Genomic DNA, 18,652 nt, shown 5'->3' with positions numbered 1-18,652 from the left:
AAGGATATACGCATGTCAGCAACGCTTTACCAACACCAGCGTGAACATATCGCGTCACTTCAACGCGCCTATCATGAGTGCATGGCTGCCCACCAGCTGGATAGCCTGGCGATTTATAGCGGCCACGCGCGTAATCACTTCGCGGATGACCACGCCACCAGCTTCCAATCCTATGGTCACTTTATTCACTGGGTAGGCATGTCAGATATCCAGCATAGCTGGCTGGTGATCCAACCCAACCAACGGCCGCAGCTCTACCTCTATGCACCGGCGGATTTCTGGCATTTGCCTGTCCAGCTGCCGGAAGAGCCCTGGGTAGCTGAATTTGATATTCATCTCTGCAGCAATAAGATCACGCCACCGCTAACCGGCCACGCCGCGATTATTGGTGATGTGGCGGCGCTTGAGAGTGCCCCCCAGCTAGCCAAGAGTGCCACGCTACAGCCCGAGACGCTGATACGCGAGCTGGACGAGCTGCGGATGGTCAAAACCGCCTACGAAATCGCCTGCTTGCGGGAAGCCAACCGCCTGGCTATTGCGGGTCACCAAGCCGCCAATGCTGCTTTTATCGGTGCGTCCAGCGAGCTGGATATTCAGCTTGCTTATCTAGGTGCCAGCCGCCAGCGCGAATCTGAAGTGCCCTATCAAAATATCATCGGGTTAAATGAGCACGCGGGGGTTTTACACTACCAACGCTACGACCTGATGCCGCCCAAACACCGCTATAGCCTGCTGGTGGACGCAGGCAGGCGCTTTCGCGGCTACTGCGCCGATATTACCCGCACCTACGCAGGCCCGGACGCCCCAAGTGAGTTTGGCGACTTGGTGACCGCCATGCATGGCCTGAAAGATTCGCTGATCGCCCATATCGCCCCTGGCGTTGATTTCATTGCGCTTCACGAGCAGATGCATCAAGGCTTAGCGGAAATATTGATCTCACACGGGCTTTACGACGGCAGCGCAGAAAGCGCTGTGGAAACCGGAGTGACACGAGCCTTCTGCCCCCATGGTTTGGGCCACTCGCTAGGCATTCAGGTACACGATGTGGCGGGACTGAGACAGCCAGACGGAACGCTTTCGCCTGCCCCTAAGTCCCACCCTGCCCTACGCCTTACCCGCACGCTGCAACCCGGCATGGTAGTGACCATTGAGCCAGGACTCTACTTTATTCCTATGCTGCTGGCTCCATTACGCAACAAAGCGCTGCCGATTAACTGGTCGCTAATCGATGCCCTGACCGTGTGCGGCGGCATCCGTGTCGAAGATAATATTTTAGTCACCGACAGCGGTGCGCAGAATCTGACGCAATAGCCATAGCCGCTTGGTAAATAAAAACGCCCGGCTCACATGGTTGTGGCCGGGCGTTGGTCTATAGAGCCTTGATTAGAAACGGTAAGTGATACCACCACCAATAGTGACAGGCTCAATATCGACTTCGCCAATCGTTGCGCCAGCAGCGTTGATGTCCGCATTGACGTCAGCATAGCTAACGTAGCCATTCAGCATGATGTTGTCGGTCACTGCCAGATCAACACCTGCTTGGCCAATCGCGCCGTAGCTCTCATCAATACTCAAGCCACTCGGCTCACTGGAAAAGCTAGTGTAGTTTAAGCCAACCCCCACATAGGGCTGTACTCTGGACTCCAAACCACCCATCGGGTAGTAGTTCACCAGCAGGTTCACTGGCAAGCGATCAACACTGCCTGCACTTGCACCCGCTGCGCTTAAATCGTGTTCAAACTTCTCAGAGCTGTTTAATTCAACGCCGATCTTATCGCTGAACAGATAACCCGCACCATAGGTAAAACCACGCGCATTATCTACGTCTAGCTCTGCTGTACCCACATTTCCATTTTCAGAACCCGTGTCCGTTTGGGCAACACCACCGCGAACAAAGATATCACCAGCTTCATATGCCAGCGCCGCTTGGCTTACCAAAGCGCTAGCAGAAAAAATCGCCGCGGTGATCAATTTCATATTGCTCATCAGGGTCATCCTCTTGCTTGAGATTGATGCCAGTTACCACCAGCCTTCCTGTACAACATATACTATACGAACACTGTTTTAAAATTTCCTGTGAAATTTTAATATAGGTTTTATTAATCTGATAGCTTTCTTCAACTACCCTTGCACAGACAAATCCTAGAAACACAAACCCTAGAAACAAAAAAAGTCCCCCGAAGGGGACCCAGGTGGAGCACGCCAGCTCACTCGTTGTACCGCACGGCTAAACCGCAGCGATATAGCAAAGAAGGGAAAGCACCCGTTTACTCGTAGGTAGCTTTATTCATTTGCTGCTTACTTTTATATAGCGAGCAGCGTGCCACTATATTTTTTACCCATTAAAAATAATAGCTTATAAAATAAAGTAGCCAGGCCGTAGCTTCAGCAACACCATCACTCCCTTTAAAGTGCACCAAGGGTGCGCATGTTATTGGCCAATTGCCTCAAAAGTGGTCATTGGTTTAATGACAAACTTGGTTGCGCCCACGGCGCTTAGCGCGGTATAGCGCCTCGTCTGCTACCACCAGAAGCCTATCCTGATCATCATGTATCGCGTCAGCACTGCACACCATACCTGCAGACAAGGTACAGGCAAACTCCTGATCACCATGATTGAAACGCAGCCGAGAAAAGTATTCCCGGATATCTTCCAATCGTCTCCGGCCATCTTCTGCACAGCAGTGTGGCATAACTAATAAAAACTCTTCCCCGCCATAACGCCCAATCATATCGGTTTGGCGTAGCCGCTGGCGTAGCAGGGTCGCCACCGAAGCAATCACAACATCACCGACAGCATGGCCGTAGGTATCATTAATCGATTTAAAGTTATCGATATCGATCATAGCGACTACTACGGGATAGCCCTGACGAAAGCCACGGGTAACTTCATTCATCGCGGCACTTTTGATACTGGCATGCTTCAACAGCCCTGTTAGGCTATCCCTATTCAGTAGTGCCGATAGCGTGCGTGAGCGCGCTACCCGCACGCGGATAGACGCTATTAACTGTGCTGCAAGAATTGGCTTGGTCAAAAAGTCATCCGCTCCATGGCTTAGCGCATCCACCTGCTTACTTAAATCCATTTCTGCGGATAAAAACACAATCGGCAGGCTGCTCCACTCATCATACTGCCTGACAACTGAGGCCAAATCTGGGCCATCGTAGTCTGGCATGTGTACATCCATTAACAGCAAATCCGGCCTAAACGAATTAAGCTGCTCAATGATGTAGCGCGGCTTATCAAGAATACGTACTTCCATACCAGCCGACTCCAGCACCAGCTGATAATACGCAGCCAGCTGCTGGTCATCGTCCACCACTAAAATACGTGCCGGTGGTGATTTGTACTCTTGCAACAGCTGTTCTAGCCGGTTAACCAACTGCGGTATATTTAGCGGCTTTAAAAAATAGCCCTGGGCATTCAGCTGGGCTGCTTGCATACGTGCATCAAATGTATCGCTGTTGCTAATAAATAGCAGTGGACACGATAGCGCATGAAGTGGAGAACAGTGTTCAACGCTTGTCTTGACATCGACAATCACAATGTCAGGAGTCTCTTTATTAATTTCCTTACACGCAGCAGGAACAGAAGAAAAAAGGCGTACTGCATAGCTGAAGTTCGTTAACTGCTCCAGGATAAGCTGACCAAGCTCTGCATCTTCTTCAATCAACCATATATTTGCAGCCATGGAGCCTTTACCAGGTTTTGCTTTTACTGGTGAGACTTTCTTTAGGCTTGGCACCAACTCTACCTGCATGGATTGTAGCTGGCTGCTGACCACATCTATTAGCTGTAAATCAATGGCAGCCTTCCCCTCTTCTAGGCAGCGCTTTAACACTCCTTCTAATAGGCGTGCCTGATGGCCAATCGCATCAAAACCAAATGTGCCTGCAGATCCGGCTAGCTTATGCAAGCGCCGATAGACATCTTCAAGCATGGCACGCGGTGAGGTATCCACCACGGTATTAACAACACCTGCTGATGCCATCAGCTGAGATCGAATACATTTCTGCAGTTTGCTTAGCTCTTGGCATAAAGACGCAAGTTCTGTCTGCAAATTTTGCTGGTAAGTCTTTTTTAATAGCGCCAGCTTATGCTCAAGCGAGTTAGGTTCACCGTTTACCACACGCATGCTCCCAAAGAGTGCGGACTTGATGTGCTAGGGTCATCGGGTCAAACGGTTTGGCAATAACATTCTCAGCCCCCAGCGCAATAAGTTGATTGACCTCATGCGGCTGAACTTTTGCTGTCATAAATGCCACAGGCACTTTTTCTAAGTGTGGCAGCCGACGTAGCGCAGCCAACGTTGAAGGCCCATCCATTCCTGGCATCATGACGTCCAGCAAAATCATGTCGGGAGAAAACAGCTCGGCTTCTTCCAGCGCTTGCTCACCAGAGGAGCATACCTTTACTGTGAAACCACCCACGACCTCCAACGCGAGCGTTGCCACCGTTTGAATATCAGGGTCATCTTCCACGTATAAAACGCGTTCCAAACTATTCATCCACTCTTTACCATCTGCGCCAGTAGGGTTCGTTGTTGTATAGCCTCTAGCAGCTGCGCCGGGCTAATGCGCGATTTTAGGAAAACTTTTTCGACACGATGTTGATCTAGCTCATGAACTGATTGCCCAGAAAGGATGACAATCCGAGCTTGTGGCTGTATATCGCGAATTTCCTCCAGAAGCTCCCAGCCCTCTCCATCAGGTAACCCAATATCTAAAAGAACGGCATCGTAACGGCGCTTTAATAAAGCACGGCGGGCCATTGCCAAACTCGACGCATGGTCACAATGAGCATGCTCGCGAAGCATCGTACGAATGACGGCGCGCAGATCAGGATCATCTTCTATATGCAGGAGCGCTAGGCGCTCTTGGCTTGCCTGTATTTGCTCGCTTAACAAGCCCAGCAAGTGTTGGGGCTGGACCGGTTTTGCTAACCACGCCACATCCTCCAAATGGCCCTCTAATGCCACTTGGCCACGCTCTACGCTTCCAGTGACCACTAAGACAGGCGTATGCTTTGTTGCCCGCTGCTCGCGCAGGGAATGTATTACGTCAAAACCGCTCATATCAGGCAAGCCAATATCAACCGTCACCGCGTCATACTGGTGGCTAGCCAGCTTTTTGAGCGCCATGGCACCATTGTAAGCAATATCCACCTGATACCCCCCTGTCACGAGTATCTCTTGCAGCACGTGAAGTACAGAAGGGTCATCTTCAATGACTAACACATTACCCATGCTATCCTGGTCTTCTCCATGATCACTGCTCAATTCCGGCGGATGCATGGGTAGCGTAAACCAGAAACAGCTTCCTTGCCCCTCTGCGGAGGAAAAACCCATCTCTCCTTCCATATGTTCGACTAGCTCTTTGGTAATTGCCAAACCTAGCCCCGTACCGCCCTTGGCACGAGAGTCAGAAGCATCTACCTGGGCAAATTTATTAAAAATACGCGGCTTAAACGCCTCAGGGATACCTGCCCCCTCATCTTTAACATTAACGACAATACTATTTGATTGTCGCTGCACAAAGACGTGGACATCCCCGCCTTCCGGTGAGAACTTCACTGCATTGGAGAGCAAGTTAGCCATCACTTGCTGCAAACGCTGCCCATCCACTCTAACCAAACAGTCAGGATAAGGATTATCTAGCCTTAAAGTAACGTTACGCTCATGGTGGTAATGGTAATTTTCCTCAATAGCACTTTCTAATAAACGTTGCAGAGGCTGGCACTGCATATCGAACACTAGCTTACCAGCAGCGATTTTTTCAATATCTAATAAATCATTAATTAAGTGTGTTAAACGCTGACTGTTTTTATGGGCAATGGTGACCATTTGCATCACTGGAGCCGGCACGCTACCAAGCGCCCCCGCTGACACCATTCCTAGCGCTCCTGAAATAGAAGTAAGCGGAGTCCGTAGCTCATGACTGACCGTAGAGACAAACTCATTTTTCATCTGCTCTATACGCTTGGATTCTGAAATATCCTCCGCAATACCTAAATAGCCAGTAATACCACCTTGCTGATCCTTAATCGCTGTCACCACTAATTTAATGGGTAAGCGCTCGCCTAATCGGGTAATATATACCCACTCATTTGCTTCACGCTTATCTAACGCGGCTTGGTAAGTTAGCACTTCAAACGGAGTCAGCATGTTACTCGCGCTTTGATTCAGTTCAACAAGTCGTGCAGCGACCTCGTCAGCATCATGAAAAAGCATTGGTGTGTGTAAACCAATGATTTCACTAGCTTCGTAGCCAAGCATATTTTCAGCACCTTTATTAAAGAGCTTGACAACTCCTTGAGTATCAGTAGCAATAATCGCAAAGTCAGCTGCGGCATCCAATACTGAGCTAAGCAAATCATTACTACTTGCAAGCGCCTGTGTGCGCTGCTCTACTTGGTGCTCAAGATTACTTTGTGTGTACCTAAGGCGCTTAAAAGCACAACTAAGTTCTGCGGCCATTTCACCAAGCAAATTAGAAAGCTGCTGAAACTCAATAATACGGCTTTTAGGTAATGCAGGCGTTTCGCCGTTGGCAATGGCATGCGTTAAGGCCTGACCATTCCTCCCCAGCCGAATTAACGGCTGAGTAATCATTCGGCTCAACAGCCCCGCTACCACAATCCCAAACCCCAGCACCCCGGCTAACATAAAAAATAGCACCGTGCGATAAGATTCCATGGCACGCACAGTCGCTAATGCTGGGGTTTCCAATATAATTTGTTCGACTCCTGCAACGCCTTGGATAGGCATATGCAAGACATACCGCCCTTGAGAAAAACGAACGGCAGGGTTTTCAAGGCCGCCAGGGAGCCACATCAAGGTTTGTTCGCTTACTGAAATTAATTCATCTCCAGGCGCTAACGCCAATGAATTCAAGCTACCTACTTGGCTAACGGTATCGCCTTGGGCATCCAGCAAACCAATACTGATGTCATTGCTGCCGCGTACACGCCCAATGTGATACATATAGCGCTGCTCGGCTTCAGGTTCTGATAAACGCTCTGCTAACTCGTGACCAAGCGCCTCTAAGGATTGGCCAATAAAGTTCTCCTGACCCTGCCTCATAGCGTGCCCTTCATAGAGAATCAGAGGAATACCTGTCATCAGGGTGACAGAAAGCAGCGCACAGAAAAGCAAATGACGCAGCCTCATTAACGACACTGCGGCAGGCAGCCAAGCACGTTTAGTCAACCCACATAAAATAATAATAGCGGTAGCAATCACCGCATTTAGCACCCCGTTCACGGCTTGCTTTAAATACACCAGCAGCGTTAACTCCTGACTCCAATCAAGCACGTACGGAAAAAGAATAAAGTCCACTGGCGCTGCGATAGCTACCCAGTAGATAAGGCTTGCGATAATCAGATTTTTAATTTTATGGTGGTAGAGCCACGAAACCACAGCGGCTTCCAGCACAAATACCGTCACCGTGATGGGATTTTCCCAAAAAATATAGGTGTAAACCCCTGAAGTAAGACCAACGAGGATGGCTGGCAATGTACCTAACCAGACAACCGCTAACATGACAGCAACAGAGCCAAACACGAAATAGACGTTGAACAGCACCGACAGCTGCAGCATATTGCCGACGATGCCTAACCCTAGCAAAGCCGCTATCGACCATAGGCCAGAATTAAGAGAGGAGCCACCCAGCCAAGCTGGGTATTTAAGGTATCGCAAAATCTTTTTCCTCGACTCAAGGAAACTTAACAAAAACGTGCTGCCTTTACCTTTACAGTAAAGTCAATCGTACCGCCCACCCGTCCATTGATTACTTTACTGCTACACAGCCTCAAACTCGCTCCCTTGACGCCACGATCACCAACGTCCGCTTGCAAGATTTTTTGAACAATACTTAACCTAAATGGCTTGAGAACACCATCAACAAAACTGCACACATTGGTGCGGATACTTTTACCATACTCATCAAAAAAAATAACGACCTCACCTTTCAGTTGAGTAAATTTTGCAGTATTTGAAAGTGAGCGCTCCATGATTTGCTGAAAATTCGGCTAAACCAAGCCATCTACGATTATTAAACGGTTTAAATTAGCCACTCTTTAACCACTATGGAAAATGACGCATGAACCAACCTCAATCCTATTACATCACGGGTGGCGCTCAGGGCATTGGTCTCGGCATCGCCTACATGCTATTAGCCGAGGGGCATCACGTTGCCATCACCGATATCGATGAAGAAGCCCTTAACGCGGCCGAGAAAAGGCTGACAAACCGAGAGCGGCTGTTAACCTTAACCTCAGACGCCAGCGACGAGACACAGGTAGCAGCTAGCCTCGAAAAAACGGTTAGCCACTTTGGCCGCCTGGACGGCATTGTGCATAATGCAGGCATTGCCGACCCTTTTCATGGCCCTATAGAGCGGCTTTCACTGGATACGTGGCAAGCTTACTTAAACACCAACCTCACCGGCGCATTCTTATGCGCCAAACATGGGGCACCCTATTTACGCCCTCACGGCGGCAGCATCATGCTGATGGCGTCTTCTCGCGCCCTTCAATCCGAGCCGGATACCGAAGCCTACGCCGCCAGTAAAGGCGGCATTGTCGCCCTTACCCACGCGTTGGCGGTCAGCCTTGGCCCGGATATTCGCGTTAACGCCGTCAGCCCTGGCTGGATCGAAGTCGGTGACTGGCAAAAACCCAGCCGCCAGCAGACGGTTGAACACCGTGATATCGACCGCGAACAGCACCCGGTCGGGCGCGTTGGTACCCCTAAAGATATTGCCGCGCTGACACGCTTTCTGCTTTCCGAAGAGGCTGGCTTTATTACCGGGCAGAACTTTGTCGCCGACGGCGGTATGACGCGCAAAATGATTTACGCTGAGTAGCCGATAAATAACAGTGAACAAAGAACGCTTAACGACGTAGCCTTTCCTCTCCCTTGGCCTAGGCGGTCAGCCTCACGTACACTTGTTTGAATCTAACTTTTATCACGCTTTCGACAAGCCGAGGTCCACTATGGCGTTTGACTCCACCTCATCGTATATCGCAACCGATGCGCTTAAGCAGGCGGTGAATGCTGCCGTGGTGCTTGAGCGCCCGCTACTTATCAAAGGTGAGCCGGGTACCGGCAAGACGCTACTGGCGGAAGAGCTGGCCGACTCCCTCGGCACTCAGCTAATCACCTGGCACATCAAATCCAGCACCAAAGCGGCCCAGGGGCTGTATGAGTACGATGCGGTGAGTCGTCTGCGGGATTCCCAATTGGGCGTAGAAGGTGTCGAGAATGTCGCTAACTACATCAAGCCCGGCAAACTGTGGGAGGCGTTTACCGCCGATGAGCGAGTGGTGCTGCTGATTGATGAGATCGACAAGGCGGATATCGAATTCCCCAACGACCTGCTCCAAGAGCTGGACCGTATGGAGTTCCATGTCTACGAAACCGGCGAAACCATCCGCGCCGAGAAGCGCCCCATCATTGTTATTACCTCCAATAACGAAAAAGAGCTGCCGGATGCCTTTTTGCGCCGCTGCTTTTTCCACTACATCGAGTTCCCCGACCGCGAGACCATGCAGGCAATTGTTGATGTTCACTTCCCAAACATTGCCCCGAAACTGGTCAGCGAAGCATTGGAAGTCTTCTTTGACCTGCGCAGCGCCCCAGGGCTGAAGAAAAAACCCTCTACCTCCGAACTGGTCGATTGGCTTAAGCTGCTGATGGCCGACGAGCTGGCGCAAGAAGCGCTCTACCATCGCGACCCCGCCAAGGCGCTGCCACCCATGGCCGGTGCACTGGTCAAAAACGAGCAGGATACCCACCTGCTCGAACGTTTGGCCTTTATGATGCGTCGCCAGAAAAACAGCGGGCGCTAAGCCATGTTTATTGGCTTGTTTGAGACCCTAAAACGTGCGGGCGTGCCTGTCTCCCTGCGGGAGCTGTTGGACCTTCATGCCGTGGTCGAGCGGGGCGTGGTGTTTGCGGATATGGAGGCGTTTTACCAAGTCGCGCGCACCGTGCTGGTCAAAGATGAGCGCCACTTTGACCGCTTCGATCGCGCCTTTGCCGCTTGGTTTAAAGGCCTTGAGGACATGGACGCCGCGATTGAAGCGCTGATTCCCGATGAGTGGCTGCGCCGCGAGTTTGAAAAACAGCTCACCGATGAAGAGAAGGCCAAGATTGAGTCTTTGGGTGGTTTAGAGGAACTCATTGAGACGTTCAAAAAACGCCTGGAGGAGCAGAAAGAGCGCCACGCAGGCGGCAATAAGTGGATTGGTACCGGTGGCACCAGCCCCTTTGGGGCTTATGGCTATAACCCGGAAGGCATTCGTATTGGGCAGGATGGCTCCCGCCACCGCCGCGCCACCAAGGTGTGGGACGAGCGACGCTTTCGGGATTACGATGACTCGCTGGAGCTGGGTACCCGCAATATCAAAATGGCCCTGCGGCGGCTGCGTAAGTTCGCCCGCCAGGGGGCGCGGGAAGAGTTTGATGTGGACAGCACCATCCGCGAAACCGCCCGCGATGCCGGACTGCTCAATATCCAGATGCGCCCAGAACGCCACAATGCCGTCAAAGTGCTGCTCTTTCTGGACGTAGGCGGCTCCATGGATGACCACATCCGCGTATGTGAAGAGCTATTCTCGGCGGCCCGCTCTGAGTTTAAGCATCTGGAGCACTTCTACTTCCACAACTGCCTGTATGAAGGCGTTTGGAAGAACAACTTGCGCCGTGGCAACGAGCGCATTCCAACGATGGATGTGCTGCACACCTACGGCGCAGATTACCAGGTGGTGATAGTAGGCGACGCCGCGATGTCGCCTTACGAGGTAACGCACTGCGGCGGCAGTGTCGAGCACTTTAACGACGAAGCGGGCGGCGTGTGGCTCCAGCGCTTGGTCGAGAAATTTCCCCGTTTGGCTTGGCTCAACCCAATGCCGCCCCGCGCCTGGGAATACACCTATTCCACTCAACTGATCCGTGAGTTAATCGATGACCGTATGTACCCAATGACGCTAGAAGGGCTGGAAACTGCCATGCGCGAATTGGCCAAATAGCGTTGACCCACCCAACCCGTTGCTTGGGTGGGATATTCCGCACCTTGCGATAAACGATAGCGCTCTATTCTCTGGCCACACTCCCTAGCCACGCTGTTAAGAACATGACAACAGCGTGCAAGTTGGTTGCGGAAAATGAAACGCCACGTTTTCCTAAAGTGTCTCAGGGAAGTTATTTAGCCCGGATAAAAACGCCTCTTTGGCTTGCGTAAAAGCGGCAGCGTCATGCTTAAAGCGACGCAAAATCAGCGCCTCATCCAGCGCTAACGTGGGCGATAGTGCCTCGATACTTTTGGCAGGATGCCGGGCAGACAAACCAATATATGGGCCGTTATCTGTCTCTAACCAGCGCTTAAAACCGCACTGCTGATAGAACGTTTTCTCTTTCTCATCGTTAGCATCTACGCGTAGCGGTGCTTTCAGGCTTAGCTCGCTGAGCAAGCGCGCTTTTGCGCCTTGGGTAAACTCGCAGGCGTGGGTCACCGTCATCCCCTGCCCTGCTTCATCCAGCACTAACAGCGCCAGTGCCAACGGTTTGCCCGCGCCATCGACGCCTGCCAGCAAACGCGCTCCTTCCTGGGTAAACAACACATTTTGGGTACCGGCAAATATCACCAGCGGCATCAAGCCTGCCTGCTGACCATACACCTCGGCACATAGCCTAGCCAAACACGCATCACGCGGGGAGCTCTGACTTACATGGACTACCTTCATAACGCTCTCTCGTTGCGTTCATTCATCCCGCCATTTGCATACGCCGACAACGCTGGCGGGCTATAAAAGCCCGCCAGCGTAGAACAAAGTACAGGATGACACCAGCCGTTTATTAATTGAACCCTGCGGCACAGGCATAGTCGCACTAGGGGCAAGGCATTTACTTACTGCCAAGGAGAGCAAATGACACAGTTCATCAACGACCCTACCCTGCCCAAACCGGGTTTTCCGGGTAGCCATATGGTAGTTGACGACCACTATATGTTTATTTCCGGCCTAACGGTGGCTGACCTTTCCAATGGCAGCGCCTCCCGTGGGGATGTTAAAGAGGAGACTCGCCTAGTGATGCGCGAACTGGGGCGCATGCTGGAACAAGAAGGCGGCAGCCTGGCGGATGTTGTCCGGGTGGATGTGCACTTAGCTGATTTAAAACAGATCAATGCCCTGGACAGTATCTACGCCGAGTTTTTCGAGCCAGGCCGCTACCCAGCGCGCACCTGTACCGAATCCCCCCATATTTGCGGCGGCGGCTCGGTGGAGATCACCCTGATGGCGAAGCGCCCTCCGAAAGAGACCGCAGCGGAATAATCTCGGTTATACGTTGATCAGCGCCAACCCCGCCTGAATATCCAGGTGTGCTTCCAGCGTATCGGCCAAGCACTCCAGGGCTTGTTGCGGTGGGCGTTGTAATCAGCGGCCTCGGCTAATCTACGCTTTATGGGGAGCATCTGACAGGCTGTTAGGTGGTTGAATAGGCCATTTAGGCACCCATCGACCTGGCTATCCTCGTTCACCGTGCTATGCAGCGTTATATTCTTTGGCTTTAAAGCCCGAGGGTTTCTGCCCATAGGGCGATACGCTGGGCAACGGTGGTATTCATTACAATATCCAGATGCGACACACCGGCAATAAATTCAAACTCCGCCTGGGGCGCGTGGGGATGTATGGTGGGCTCAAACTGCTTGGCATAAAACGCCTCATCCCTATCCCCCACCAGCACCAGAATCGGCGCGCGGATGTTGGCAAGATCAGCTTTGTAATGTGCGGTGCCAAAGCTCTCCATCATTCGATAGGTGTAGCTCAGGGTGTCCGAGCCGGTGCGGTACGCCAGCGGCAGGTTAAACCGCAGTACTGGCCAGTGATTAAATCGGGTGACGTTCATCTGATTGAGCAGCGCCAGCGGCACGATGCGCCAAAGGTTCGGCGTGGCCCATCCCGCCTTTTTACGCACCGTGGCGGCGTTATAGGCTAGAAACGGTGCCAACAGCACCACACCAGCAAGCTTGCCCGCCTGACTACCCGCCGCAACACGCAGCGCCAGCCCACCGCCGGAGGAGTGCCCGCCAATAGCCACCCTATCGTGTGGGGCGTGCTCTTGTTTAGCGTGCTCAATCAGGTCGGCCAAGTCATCTTCTAACTGGCCGATATAATCCACATCGCCACGCTGCGCAGGGTTTGGCCCATGGCCGCGTAAATCGGGAGTAATCACGTCGAAACCGGCAAACTCCGCCAGATATTCCGCCATCGGGGCCAAATAGTGGCTGCTGGCCGATGAGCCGTGCAACAGCACTAACAGCGTGGGCGGTGCGGCCCGCCCGGCAACGTCGGCACTTGGGTAGTAGCGGTAACCCAAGGTGCTACCATCCCGCGCGGTGTAGGATTGCAGCGGCGGGATATCCTCTGCGGAGGGCAGAATATTCACCAGCACATCGACGTTTAAGCCGTTGGAAGCTTGCGCTTTTGGCATCGCGTTGTCTCCTTCTAAGCCGTGGTGGCACTGTTTGGCTGGAGGTGCTCCCGCCGAAACCGTAAGTGGAACGGACTAAGCAAGCTCGGCATGGGAACTTGGCCGTTGAGTTTCTCCGGTGGCTGCAGCGTCCAGCGGGCACGCCGTTGAAGTGCAGCAAGCAATCGGCTGGTGACGAGCAGCACAATATGCCTGCCGGGGCAGATCCCTGGCCCGCCGCTAAACGGCACCAGCGGCCATCGGCCTGGGCCATCGGGGGTTAGCCACCTCTCTGGCGTAAACTGGTGAGCGGCGTGTAAATAGCGCTCATCACGGTGAAAATAGGGCGTATGAATCAACAGCGATGTATGGGCTGGCAGGGTGCCCTGCTTCCACTGGGTAAGCCTGGTCGACTGCCTTAAAATCAGCGGGGTGGTGGGCCATAAACGCAGGGACTCTAAAACGCTGGCTGTTAACCGATCCACGGCGGGCGGCAGCGTGTCATCAGCCTCTGCCATCGCCCGTGCCGCGAACTCGGGGTGCGCGCACAGTAGCGCTAACGCACGAAACGCCGCCATGCCTGCGGGTTCAAACGCGAACAGCCACTGGGGCACCTGCTGCAGTGGCGCTTGTTCGCTTTCCGCGCCTTGCGCCGAGAGCATCACCATTAGGCTGTTCGGTTCCGCCCGCTGGTAGTAAAACGCCAGGTGCCGTTCAAAACGCTGCTGCAACCGCTTGCGTTTAGGGTGCATAAAGCCCCAGTTGGCGGCTTTACGTAGGGTAGCAAGCTCTTTGGTGAGCGTGCGGTCGTAGCGGGCGATATCCCCCAGCACGATGCGCCGCACAATACGGTCCCAGGTCACGTGAAAGGTTGCCCAATCCAGCTCGTTGAAGCGCGTCCCTACCCGCGCCACTAGCTGTTCGGCCTCCTCCTCCACAATCCTGGTAAACGCCTCGGCAAAGGTATGGCGGGGGCAGCTACTCTGTAGAACCCGCTCGTTCAGGGCGCGGCGTTTTTCACGGGCCTCGCCGCTGGAAACCAGCGCCATTTCCGGTTCAAAGTGGCCCAGGGCGCTGCGCTTTAACCGCTCATCGGTCGCAAACGGCTCGGGGGTGTGCTCCAACACGTCGTTGGCATCGGCGGGGTCCAGCACCACCGCCATCGGTTTGCCAGGCACTTTCAGCATCAGCGGCCCACGGCCATACTTTTTGCTTAACGCTTGAAGCTGCTGCACACCTTGGGCATCCAGGGCGAAGCGCTCTACTACCCCTACGATTTTCGGGCGGCGGCTTATCACCCCTTTCGCCACATTAGGCGCTATCACACGGCAAACAATGGCAATAGTTTCGCTCAGCGTGGCCGTCGGTAACGGCGCTGGGTTGGATCTCCTATCCATTCCTGCTCCTTGAAATACACGGCTAACGCTTCAGTCTAGAATTCGCCGCCCCATACGCAAGGGAATAGCCCGCAACCCGCGTCAACCAGCACTTAAATCAAGCGAAGGGTTAATGAAGGTGGGTTTCTCCACGGCAGACAGGCCCGTCAAATTCCGCTAGGGTAGCGGCTCCCGCTGCCAAACGACGACGCCCGAGATGCAAGAGTTACTCAACGATATTGCCGCCGAGTTGGCCCAGGAAACCGAGCGCGGCAAAGTGGCCGACTATATTCCGCAGCTTGCCCACGTAGACCCCAGCCAGTTTGCCATTAGCCTAGCCACGGTAGAGGGCGAGCGCTTTTCGGCGGGCTGCGCCACCACGCCTTTCTCGATTCAGAGTATTTCCAAGGTGTTTACCTTGACCATTGCGCTGGGCAAATGGGGCGATGGACTGTGGTCAAAAGTAGGTCGTGAGCCTTCCGGCGACCCATTTAACTCCATTGTTCAGCTAGAGCATGAGAGCGGTAAGCCACGTAACCCGTTCATCAATGCCGGGGCCATTGCGGTGGTGGATGCCATTATGATGGGCCACGAACCCAAAGAGACCCTGGCGGAAATTTTGAGCTTTGTGCGCTACATCGCCGACGACAACAGCATCTGCTTTGATCATCAGGTCGCCGCGTCGGAAATGGAGCACAAAGACCGCAACGCTTCGCTGGCCCACTTTATGAAAGCCTTTGGGCGGCTGCGCCACGATGTTGATAAAGTGCTCGGCACCTACTTTCACCAGTGCGCCATCGCCATGAGCAGCGAACAGTTGGCCCACGCCGGGCTGTTTCTGGCCTCCGATGGAGTCAACCGCCCTAGCAACCTACGGGTGGTATCGCCCCAGCGGGCACGGCGGATCAACTCGCTGATGATGCTGTGCGGCCACTACGACGCCTCGGGGGAGTTCGCCTTTCGCGTGGGCCTGCCAGGCAAAAGCGGCGTGGGCGGCGGCATTTTAGCCATCGCGCCGGGGCGCGGTTCGCTGGCGGTATGGTCGCCAGGGTTAGATCACTACGGCAACAGCCTGCTCGGCGCACGGGCGCTAGAGATGTTCGTGCAGCGCACCGGCTGGTCGGTGTTTGGGCACTAGCCGTGGGCGCTTTCCAACTGTTCAGCGTGCTGGGCAGCTTCCCAGGCCTGCACTTTGCGTTTCACATCTAGCCCCCAACGGTAGCCACCTAGCGCGCCGCTTTGCTGAATCACCCGGTGGCAGGGAATCCACAGCGCCACCGGGTTAGCCCCCACCGCGTTACCCACCGCCCGCGACGATTTCGGCGCCCCCAGCGCCTGGGCAATATGGGAGTAACTGGCAAGCTGCCCGTCCGGAATCATCAGCAGTGCTCGCCAAACGTTCATCTGGAAGTTGGAGCCGCTCACATGCAGCGGCAATTTCTTTGGCGTACCGTCATTTTGCTTGGCTTCAAACAGCGCCTCTACCGCGTAGCGGGTGGCATCTGGCTGGTGGCGCAATGTGCTGCGGGGCCAATCGGCGGCTAGCTGGGTGAGGATCTCCTCCTTCGGTGTAGCAGCGATAAATCCCATGCGGCAAATTCCTCTGGGGGTGGTAGCCACCAACACCTCGCCAAACGGCGTGGGGTGAATGCCGTAAGCAATCTCCACGCCCTCCCCTTGGCGCTTAAACTCGCCAGGCGTGACCGCCTCCAGTGTCACAAAATGATCGTAAAGCCGCGAGCCACCGCTTAGCCCCAGCGCCTGGGCGGTATCGGTCAGGCTTTGCGCCGAGGCAATCAGCTGCTTACCCCGCGCTAGTGTCAGCGCCTGTAAAAAGCGCTTCGGGCTAACGCCTGCGTAGCGGCAAAACAGCCGCTGGAAATGGAACGCGCTTAAATGCACCTGCGCCGCCACCGTTTCCAAACTCGGCTGATGGGCGGCATTCGCCACCATAAAGGCCATGGCTTTTTCGATACGGGCGTAGTCGTTCATTGCTTCCATCTCACGGGCAAGGTTAAGGAGTAACACTCACGTTAGTTCAAGCTTAACCAGCCAAGGCCCCAAGGCCCACCCGAATCTTGCTCAGTTTGCGCCCCTTTTATCGCCAAATGCCCAATAAGCGCTACGCTGGACATTATCCCCCGACACCCACAGTATGGGCCGCTGGAAGGATCGCCATTGCCATTTACGTCAGGAGGACATCATGGCCAGTAACCCCCCAAACCAAAGGGATGCGGTAAAATTGCTCGCCCGCTTAGGCTACGCATCGCGGGGCGTGGTGTATCTGCTAGTAGGCGGCTTAGCGGCGCTGGCCGCCGTGGGCCAAGGCGGCCAAACTGAAGGCAGCCGCGGCGCGCTTGAAAGCGTGTTAACCGCTCCTTTCGGCAAAGTGCTGCTGGGCGTTATCGCGCTGGGGTTAGTGGGCTATGCCGTATGGCGCACACTGCAAGCCCTGCAAGATACCGACCACCACGGCAACAGTGCCAAAGGACTCGCAATCCGTGGCGGCTTGCTGGTCAGTGCCGTTACGCACACATTTTTGGCCTTCTTTGCTGTCAGGCTTGTTATCCATATCGGCGGCTCTAGCGGTTCCGGCGGTGGCTCCGAAAACGCCGCTAGCTGGCTGATGCAGCAGCCCCTGGGGCGCTGGCTGGTGGCGGCGGTAGGCGCTGCGCTGATTGGCGCGGGCATCGCCCATGCCATTAAAGGCTGGAAAGCAAAATTCGACCGCCACTTCTCAATGCCCACCCAGTTGCAGCGCTGGGCTTATCCGGTCTGCCGTTTTGGGTTAGCGGTGCGCGGATTGGTCTTTGTGATGGTCGGCAGCTTCTTTGTGATGGCGGCGTATCAGTTCGACCCCAACCAAGCGGGGGGCACGGCCGAAGTGTTCAGCACATTAAGAGGTCAAGCCTTTGGCCAGTGGCTACTTGCGTTTGTGGCGGTTGGGCTATTTGCATTTGGTGTATATAGCCTCTTAACCGCTGTTTACCGCCGTATTAACCCTTCTCTATAGCGACCCTATGGTCTGTACGTCCGTCTGCCCTAAGCGGTGGTTCGAACGTATTAACGGCTCGAAAAATATGCTGGGGCTGATTGTTTAACAACCAAGCCGTCAGCGCCTTGGTGTAGCCGGCGGACGTGGCGCAACAGCGTGCTTACTGCACGCACTTATTACATGTACTTATTGCATGTACTTATTGCACGTAGTACCCACTGACCCGCCAGATGCCCTCTTCCAAATGCGGTGTTACCACCTCAACCACTCGCTGGTTATCCGAGAAACGGGTTTGAAAAGCGAACTCTTTGTAATCGTTACGGGGCGCGCCGGGCATAGAAGTGTACTGGGACATACGAATACGCCGCCGGGACGCTACGCTGCCCACATCGCCACGGGCCAGCGACACTACTCGCTGCAGCATACTTGGCGAAAGCGGCGTTTTCAGCAGTGGCGACGACTTTTCCCAAGCCTGCTCATACTCACCGTTATCAACCGCTTCCAACCATGCCAGCGCTGCCGCCTCTGCGGCCTCGGTAGTTGCGTACACATGCGGGGTTAACGCAAGCAGTATCACGGAGAGAAAAAGGGCCAGTGGTTTGGGCATAACAGTCTCTTGTTGCGAGAAGGAGTTTAGTTCGACTTAAGTAGTTATCGGATAGCCGCGCTATTTCTTTAGGAGCGATAGCCACAAAGTCGGCGCAGAAATGTTAAAGAATGCAAACTCGCCAGCTGGGCGCACTCCCATAAAGCAACTTCTCAAACCCCTGCTGCTCGTTTACCATGCGCCACCCCTTTCTTTCAGACCT

General features: G+C 54.0%; 17 protein-coding genes. 7 read left to right on the top strand and 10 right to left on the bottom strand.

The genetic code is table 11. From position 1 onward, the window contains the following. Positions 1 to 12 precede the first annotated feature (12 nt). Positions 13 to 1,311, top strand: a complete 1,299-nt coding sequence (pepQ, locus tag LG300_RS05870; RefSeq protein ID WP_404377463.1) for a Xaa-Pro dipeptidase — start codon at positions 13 to 15, stop codon at positions 1,309 to 1,311. Between the two features lie 72 nt (positions 1,312 to 1,383). On the opposite strand, the gene LG300_RS05865 is transcribed toward pepQ, so the two are convergent. The 5 genes from LG300_RS05865 to LG300_RS05845 all read right to left on the bottom strand — a co-directional run bounded on the left by LG300_RS05865 (position 1,384) and on the right by LG300_RS05845 (position 8,011). Further along, the gene (locus LG300_RS05865) at positions 1,384 to 1,986 is read right to left on the bottom strand and encodes an OmpW family protein (protein ID WP_404377462.1); all 603 of its coding nucleotides are present in this window, start codon (positions 1,984 to 1,986) and stop codon (positions 1,384 to 1,386) included. A gap of 479 nt (positions 1,987 to 2,465) precedes the next feature. Continuing rightward, on the bottom strand, positions 2,466 to 4,136 hold the full coding sequence (locus LG300_RS05860; RefSeq protein ID WP_404377461.1) for a diguanylate cyclase: 1,671 nt from the start codon (positions 4,134 to 4,136) through the stop codon (positions 2,466 to 2,468). Then, on the bottom strand, positions 4,117 to 4,509 hold the full coding sequence (locus tag LG300_RS05855; protein ID WP_404377460.1) for a response regulator: 393 nt from the start codon (positions 4,507 to 4,509) through the stop codon (positions 4,117 to 4,119). Before LG300_RS05855 ends, LG300_RS05860 begins: the two co-directional genes overlap by 20 nt. Continuing rightward, positions 4,506 to 7,598, bottom strand: a complete 3,093-nt coding sequence (locus LG300_RS05850; protein WP_404377459.1) for a response regulator — start codon at positions 7,596 to 7,598, stop codon at positions 4,506 to 4,508. The genes LG300_RS05855 and LG300_RS05850 overlap by 4 nt, the downstream gene beginning before the upstream one ends. A 125-nt stretch (positions 7,599 to 7,723) precedes the next feature. Continuing rightward, the gene (locus LG300_RS05845; protein WP_404377458.1) at positions 7,724 to 8,011 is read right to left on the bottom strand and encodes a hypothetical protein; all 288 of its coding nucleotides are present in this window, start codon (positions 8,009 to 8,011) and stop codon (positions 7,724 to 7,726) included. An 89-nt stretch (positions 8,012 to 8,100) separates the two neighbouring features. Here LG300_RS05845 and LG300_RS05840 point away from each other — a divergent pair, with 89 nt between their 5' ends. The 3 genes from LG300_RS05840 to LG300_RS05830 all read left to right on the top strand — a co-directional run bounded on the left by LG300_RS05840 (position 8,101) and on the right by LG300_RS05830 (position 11,032). After that, a complete protein-coding gene (locus LG300_RS05840) occupies positions 8,101 to 8,865 on the top strand; it encodes an SDR family oxidoreductase (RefSeq protein ID WP_404377457.1) in 765 nt (254 codons plus the stop codon). A 130-nt stretch (positions 8,866 to 8,995) separates the two neighbouring features. Continuing rightward, positions 8,996 to 9,850, top strand: a complete 855-nt coding sequence (locus LG300_RS05835; RefSeq protein ID WP_404377456.1) for an AAA family ATPase — start codon at positions 8,996 to 8,998, stop codon at positions 9,848 to 9,850. Between the two features lie 3 nt (positions 9,851 to 9,853). Next, positions 9,854 to 11,032, top strand: a complete 1,179-nt coding sequence (locus LG300_RS05830) for a VWA domain-containing protein (RefSeq protein ID WP_404377455.1) — start codon at positions 9,854 to 9,856, stop codon at positions 11,030 to 11,032. A 153-nt stretch (positions 11,033 to 11,185) separates the two neighbouring features. Here the strand turns inward: LG300_RS05830 and LG300_RS05825 are convergent, their stop codons facing one another. Further along, entirely contained in the window at positions 11,186 to 11,746 is a 561-nt protein-coding gene (locus tag LG300_RS05825) for a hypothetical protein (protein WP_404377454.1), read from the bottom strand. Positions 11,747 to 11,929: 183 nt separating this feature from the next. Here LG300_RS05825 and LG300_RS05820 point away from each other — a divergent pair, with 183 nt between their 5' ends. Continuing rightward, positions 11,930 to 12,334 (top strand): RidA family protein, encoded by a 405-nt coding sequence (locus tag LG300_RS05820; protein WP_404377453.1) that lies wholly within the window; start codon positions 11,930 to 11,932, stop codon positions 12,332 to 12,334. A gap of 235 nt (positions 12,335 to 12,569) precedes the next feature. Here the strand turns inward: LG300_RS05820 and LG300_RS05815 are convergent, their stop codons facing one another. Both LG300_RS05815 and LG300_RS05810 read right to left on the bottom strand, forming a co-directional pair. After that, positions 12,570 to 13,493, bottom strand: a complete 924-nt coding sequence (locus tag LG300_RS05815; protein WP_404377452.1) for an alpha/beta hydrolase — start codon at positions 13,491 to 13,493, stop codon at positions 12,570 to 12,572. Positions 13,494 to 13,507: 14 nt separating this feature from the next. Continuing rightward, complete coding sequence (locus LG300_RS05810) at positions 13,508 to 14,869, bottom strand: cytochrome P450 (protein WP_404377451.1); 1,362 nt, start codon at positions 14,867 to 14,869, stop codon at positions 13,508 to 13,510. A 196-nt stretch (positions 14,870 to 15,065) separates the two neighbouring features. Between LG300_RS05810 and LG300_RS05805 the strand changes: the two genes are divergently transcribed. Continuing rightward, positions 15,066 to 15,986 (top strand): glutaminase, encoded by a 921-nt coding sequence (locus LG300_RS05805; protein ID WP_404377450.1) that lies wholly within the window; start codon positions 15,066 to 15,068, stop codon positions 15,984 to 15,986. Here the strand turns inward: LG300_RS05805 and LG300_RS05800 are convergent. Then, on the bottom strand, positions 15,983 to 16,840 hold the full coding sequence (locus tag LG300_RS05800) for a methylated-DNA--[protein]-cysteine S-methyltransferase (RefSeq protein ID WP_404377449.1): 858 nt from the start codon (positions 16,838 to 16,840) through the stop codon (positions 15,983 to 15,985). The genes LG300_RS05805 and LG300_RS05800 overlap by 4 nt on opposite strands. A 211-nt stretch (positions 16,841 to 17,051) precedes the next feature. On the opposite strand from LG300_RS05800, the gene LG300_RS05795 reads away from it, so the two are divergent. Beyond that, positions 17,052 to 17,861: a DUF1206 domain-containing protein gene (locus tag LG300_RS05795; protein ID WP_404377448.1), complete on the top strand. Its 810-nt coding sequence runs from the start codon at positions 17,052 to 17,054 to the stop codon at positions 17,859 to 17,861. Between the two features lie 181 nt (positions 17,862 to 18,042). On the opposite strand, the gene LG300_RS05790 is transcribed toward LG300_RS05795, so the two are convergent. Further along, entirely contained in the window at positions 18,043 to 18,450 is a 408-nt protein-coding gene (locus LG300_RS05790; RefSeq protein WP_404377447.1) for a DUF4019 domain-containing protein, read from the bottom strand. Between the last annotated feature and the right edge of the window lie 202 nt (positions 18,451 to 18,652).

Source organism: Vreelandella aquamarina (assembly GCF_044805175.1).
GTDB classification, from domain to species: domain Bacteria; phylum Pseudomonadota; class Gammaproteobacteria; order Pseudomonadales; family Halomonadaceae; genus Vreelandella; species Vreelandella aquamarina_B.
The sequence above is the reverse complement of the archived record's forward strand: the minus strand, read 5'-3'. Positions and strand labels throughout refer to the sequence as shown.

Excerpts from the sequence above, each read along its gene's own strand:
- pepQ (WP_404377463.1), top strand. The coding sequence starts at position 13 with ATGTCAGCAACGCTTTACCAACACCAGCGTGAACATATCGCGTCACTT.
- LG300_RS05865 (WP_404377462.1), bottom strand. The coding sequence starts at position 1,986 with ATGAGCAATATGAAATTGATCACCGCGGCGATTTTTTCTGCTAGCGCT.
- LG300_RS05860 (WP_404377461.1), bottom strand. The coding sequence starts at position 4,136 with ATGCGTGTGGTAAACGGTGAACCTAACTCGCTTGAGCATAAGCTGGCG.
- LG300_RS05855 (WP_404377460.1), bottom strand. The coding sequence starts at position 4,509 with ATGAATAGTTTGGAACGCGTTTTATACGTGGAAGATGACCCTGATATT.
- LG300_RS05850 (WP_404377459.1), bottom strand. The coding sequence starts at position 7,598 with ATGCTGCAGCTGTCGGTGCTGTTCAACGTCTATTTCGTGTTTGGCTCT.
- LG300_RS05845 (WP_404377458.1), bottom strand. The coding sequence starts at position 8,011 with ATGGAGCGCTCACTTTCAAATACTGCAAAATTTACTCAACTGAAAGGT.
- LG300_RS05840 (WP_404377457.1), top strand. The coding sequence starts at position 8,101 with ATGAACCAACCTCAATCCTATTACATCACGGGTGGCGCTCAGGGCATT.
- LG300_RS05835 (WP_404377456.1), top strand. The coding sequence starts at position 8,996 with ATGGCGTTTGACTCCACCTCATCGTATATCGCAACCGATGCGCTTAAG.
- LG300_RS05830 (WP_404377455.1), top strand. The coding sequence starts at position 9,854 with ATGTTTATTGGCTTGTTTGAGACCCTAAAACGTGCGGGCGTGCCTGTC.
- LG300_RS05825 (WP_404377454.1), bottom strand. The coding sequence starts at position 11,746 with ATGAAGGTAGTCCATGTAAGTCAGAGCTCCCCGCGTGATGCGTGTTTG.
- LG300_RS05820 (WP_404377453.1), top strand. The coding sequence starts at position 11,930 with ATGACACAGTTCATCAACGACCCTACCCTGCCCAAACCGGGTTTTCCG.
- LG300_RS05815 (WP_404377452.1), bottom strand. The coding sequence starts at position 13,493 with ATGCCAAAAGCGCAAGCTTCCAACGGCTTAAACGTCGATGTGCTGGTG.
- LG300_RS05810 (WP_404377451.1), bottom strand. The coding sequence starts at position 14,869 with ATGGATAGGAGATCCAACCCAGCGCCGTTACCGACGGCCACGCTGAGC.
- LG300_RS05805 (WP_404377450.1), top strand. The coding sequence starts at position 15,066 with ATGCAAGAGTTACTCAACGATATTGCCGCCGAGTTGGCCCAGGAAACC.
- LG300_RS05800 (WP_404377449.1), bottom strand. The coding sequence starts at position 16,840 with ATGAACGACTACGCCCGTATCGAAAAAGCCATGGCCTTTATGGTGGCG.
- LG300_RS05795 (WP_404377448.1), top strand. The coding sequence starts at position 17,052 with ATGGCCAGTAACCCCCCAAACCAAAGGGATGCGGTAAAATTGCTCGCC.
- LG300_RS05790 (WP_404377447.1), bottom strand. The coding sequence starts at position 18,450 with ATGCCCAAACCACTGGCCCTTTTTCTCTCCGTGATACTGCTTGCGTTA.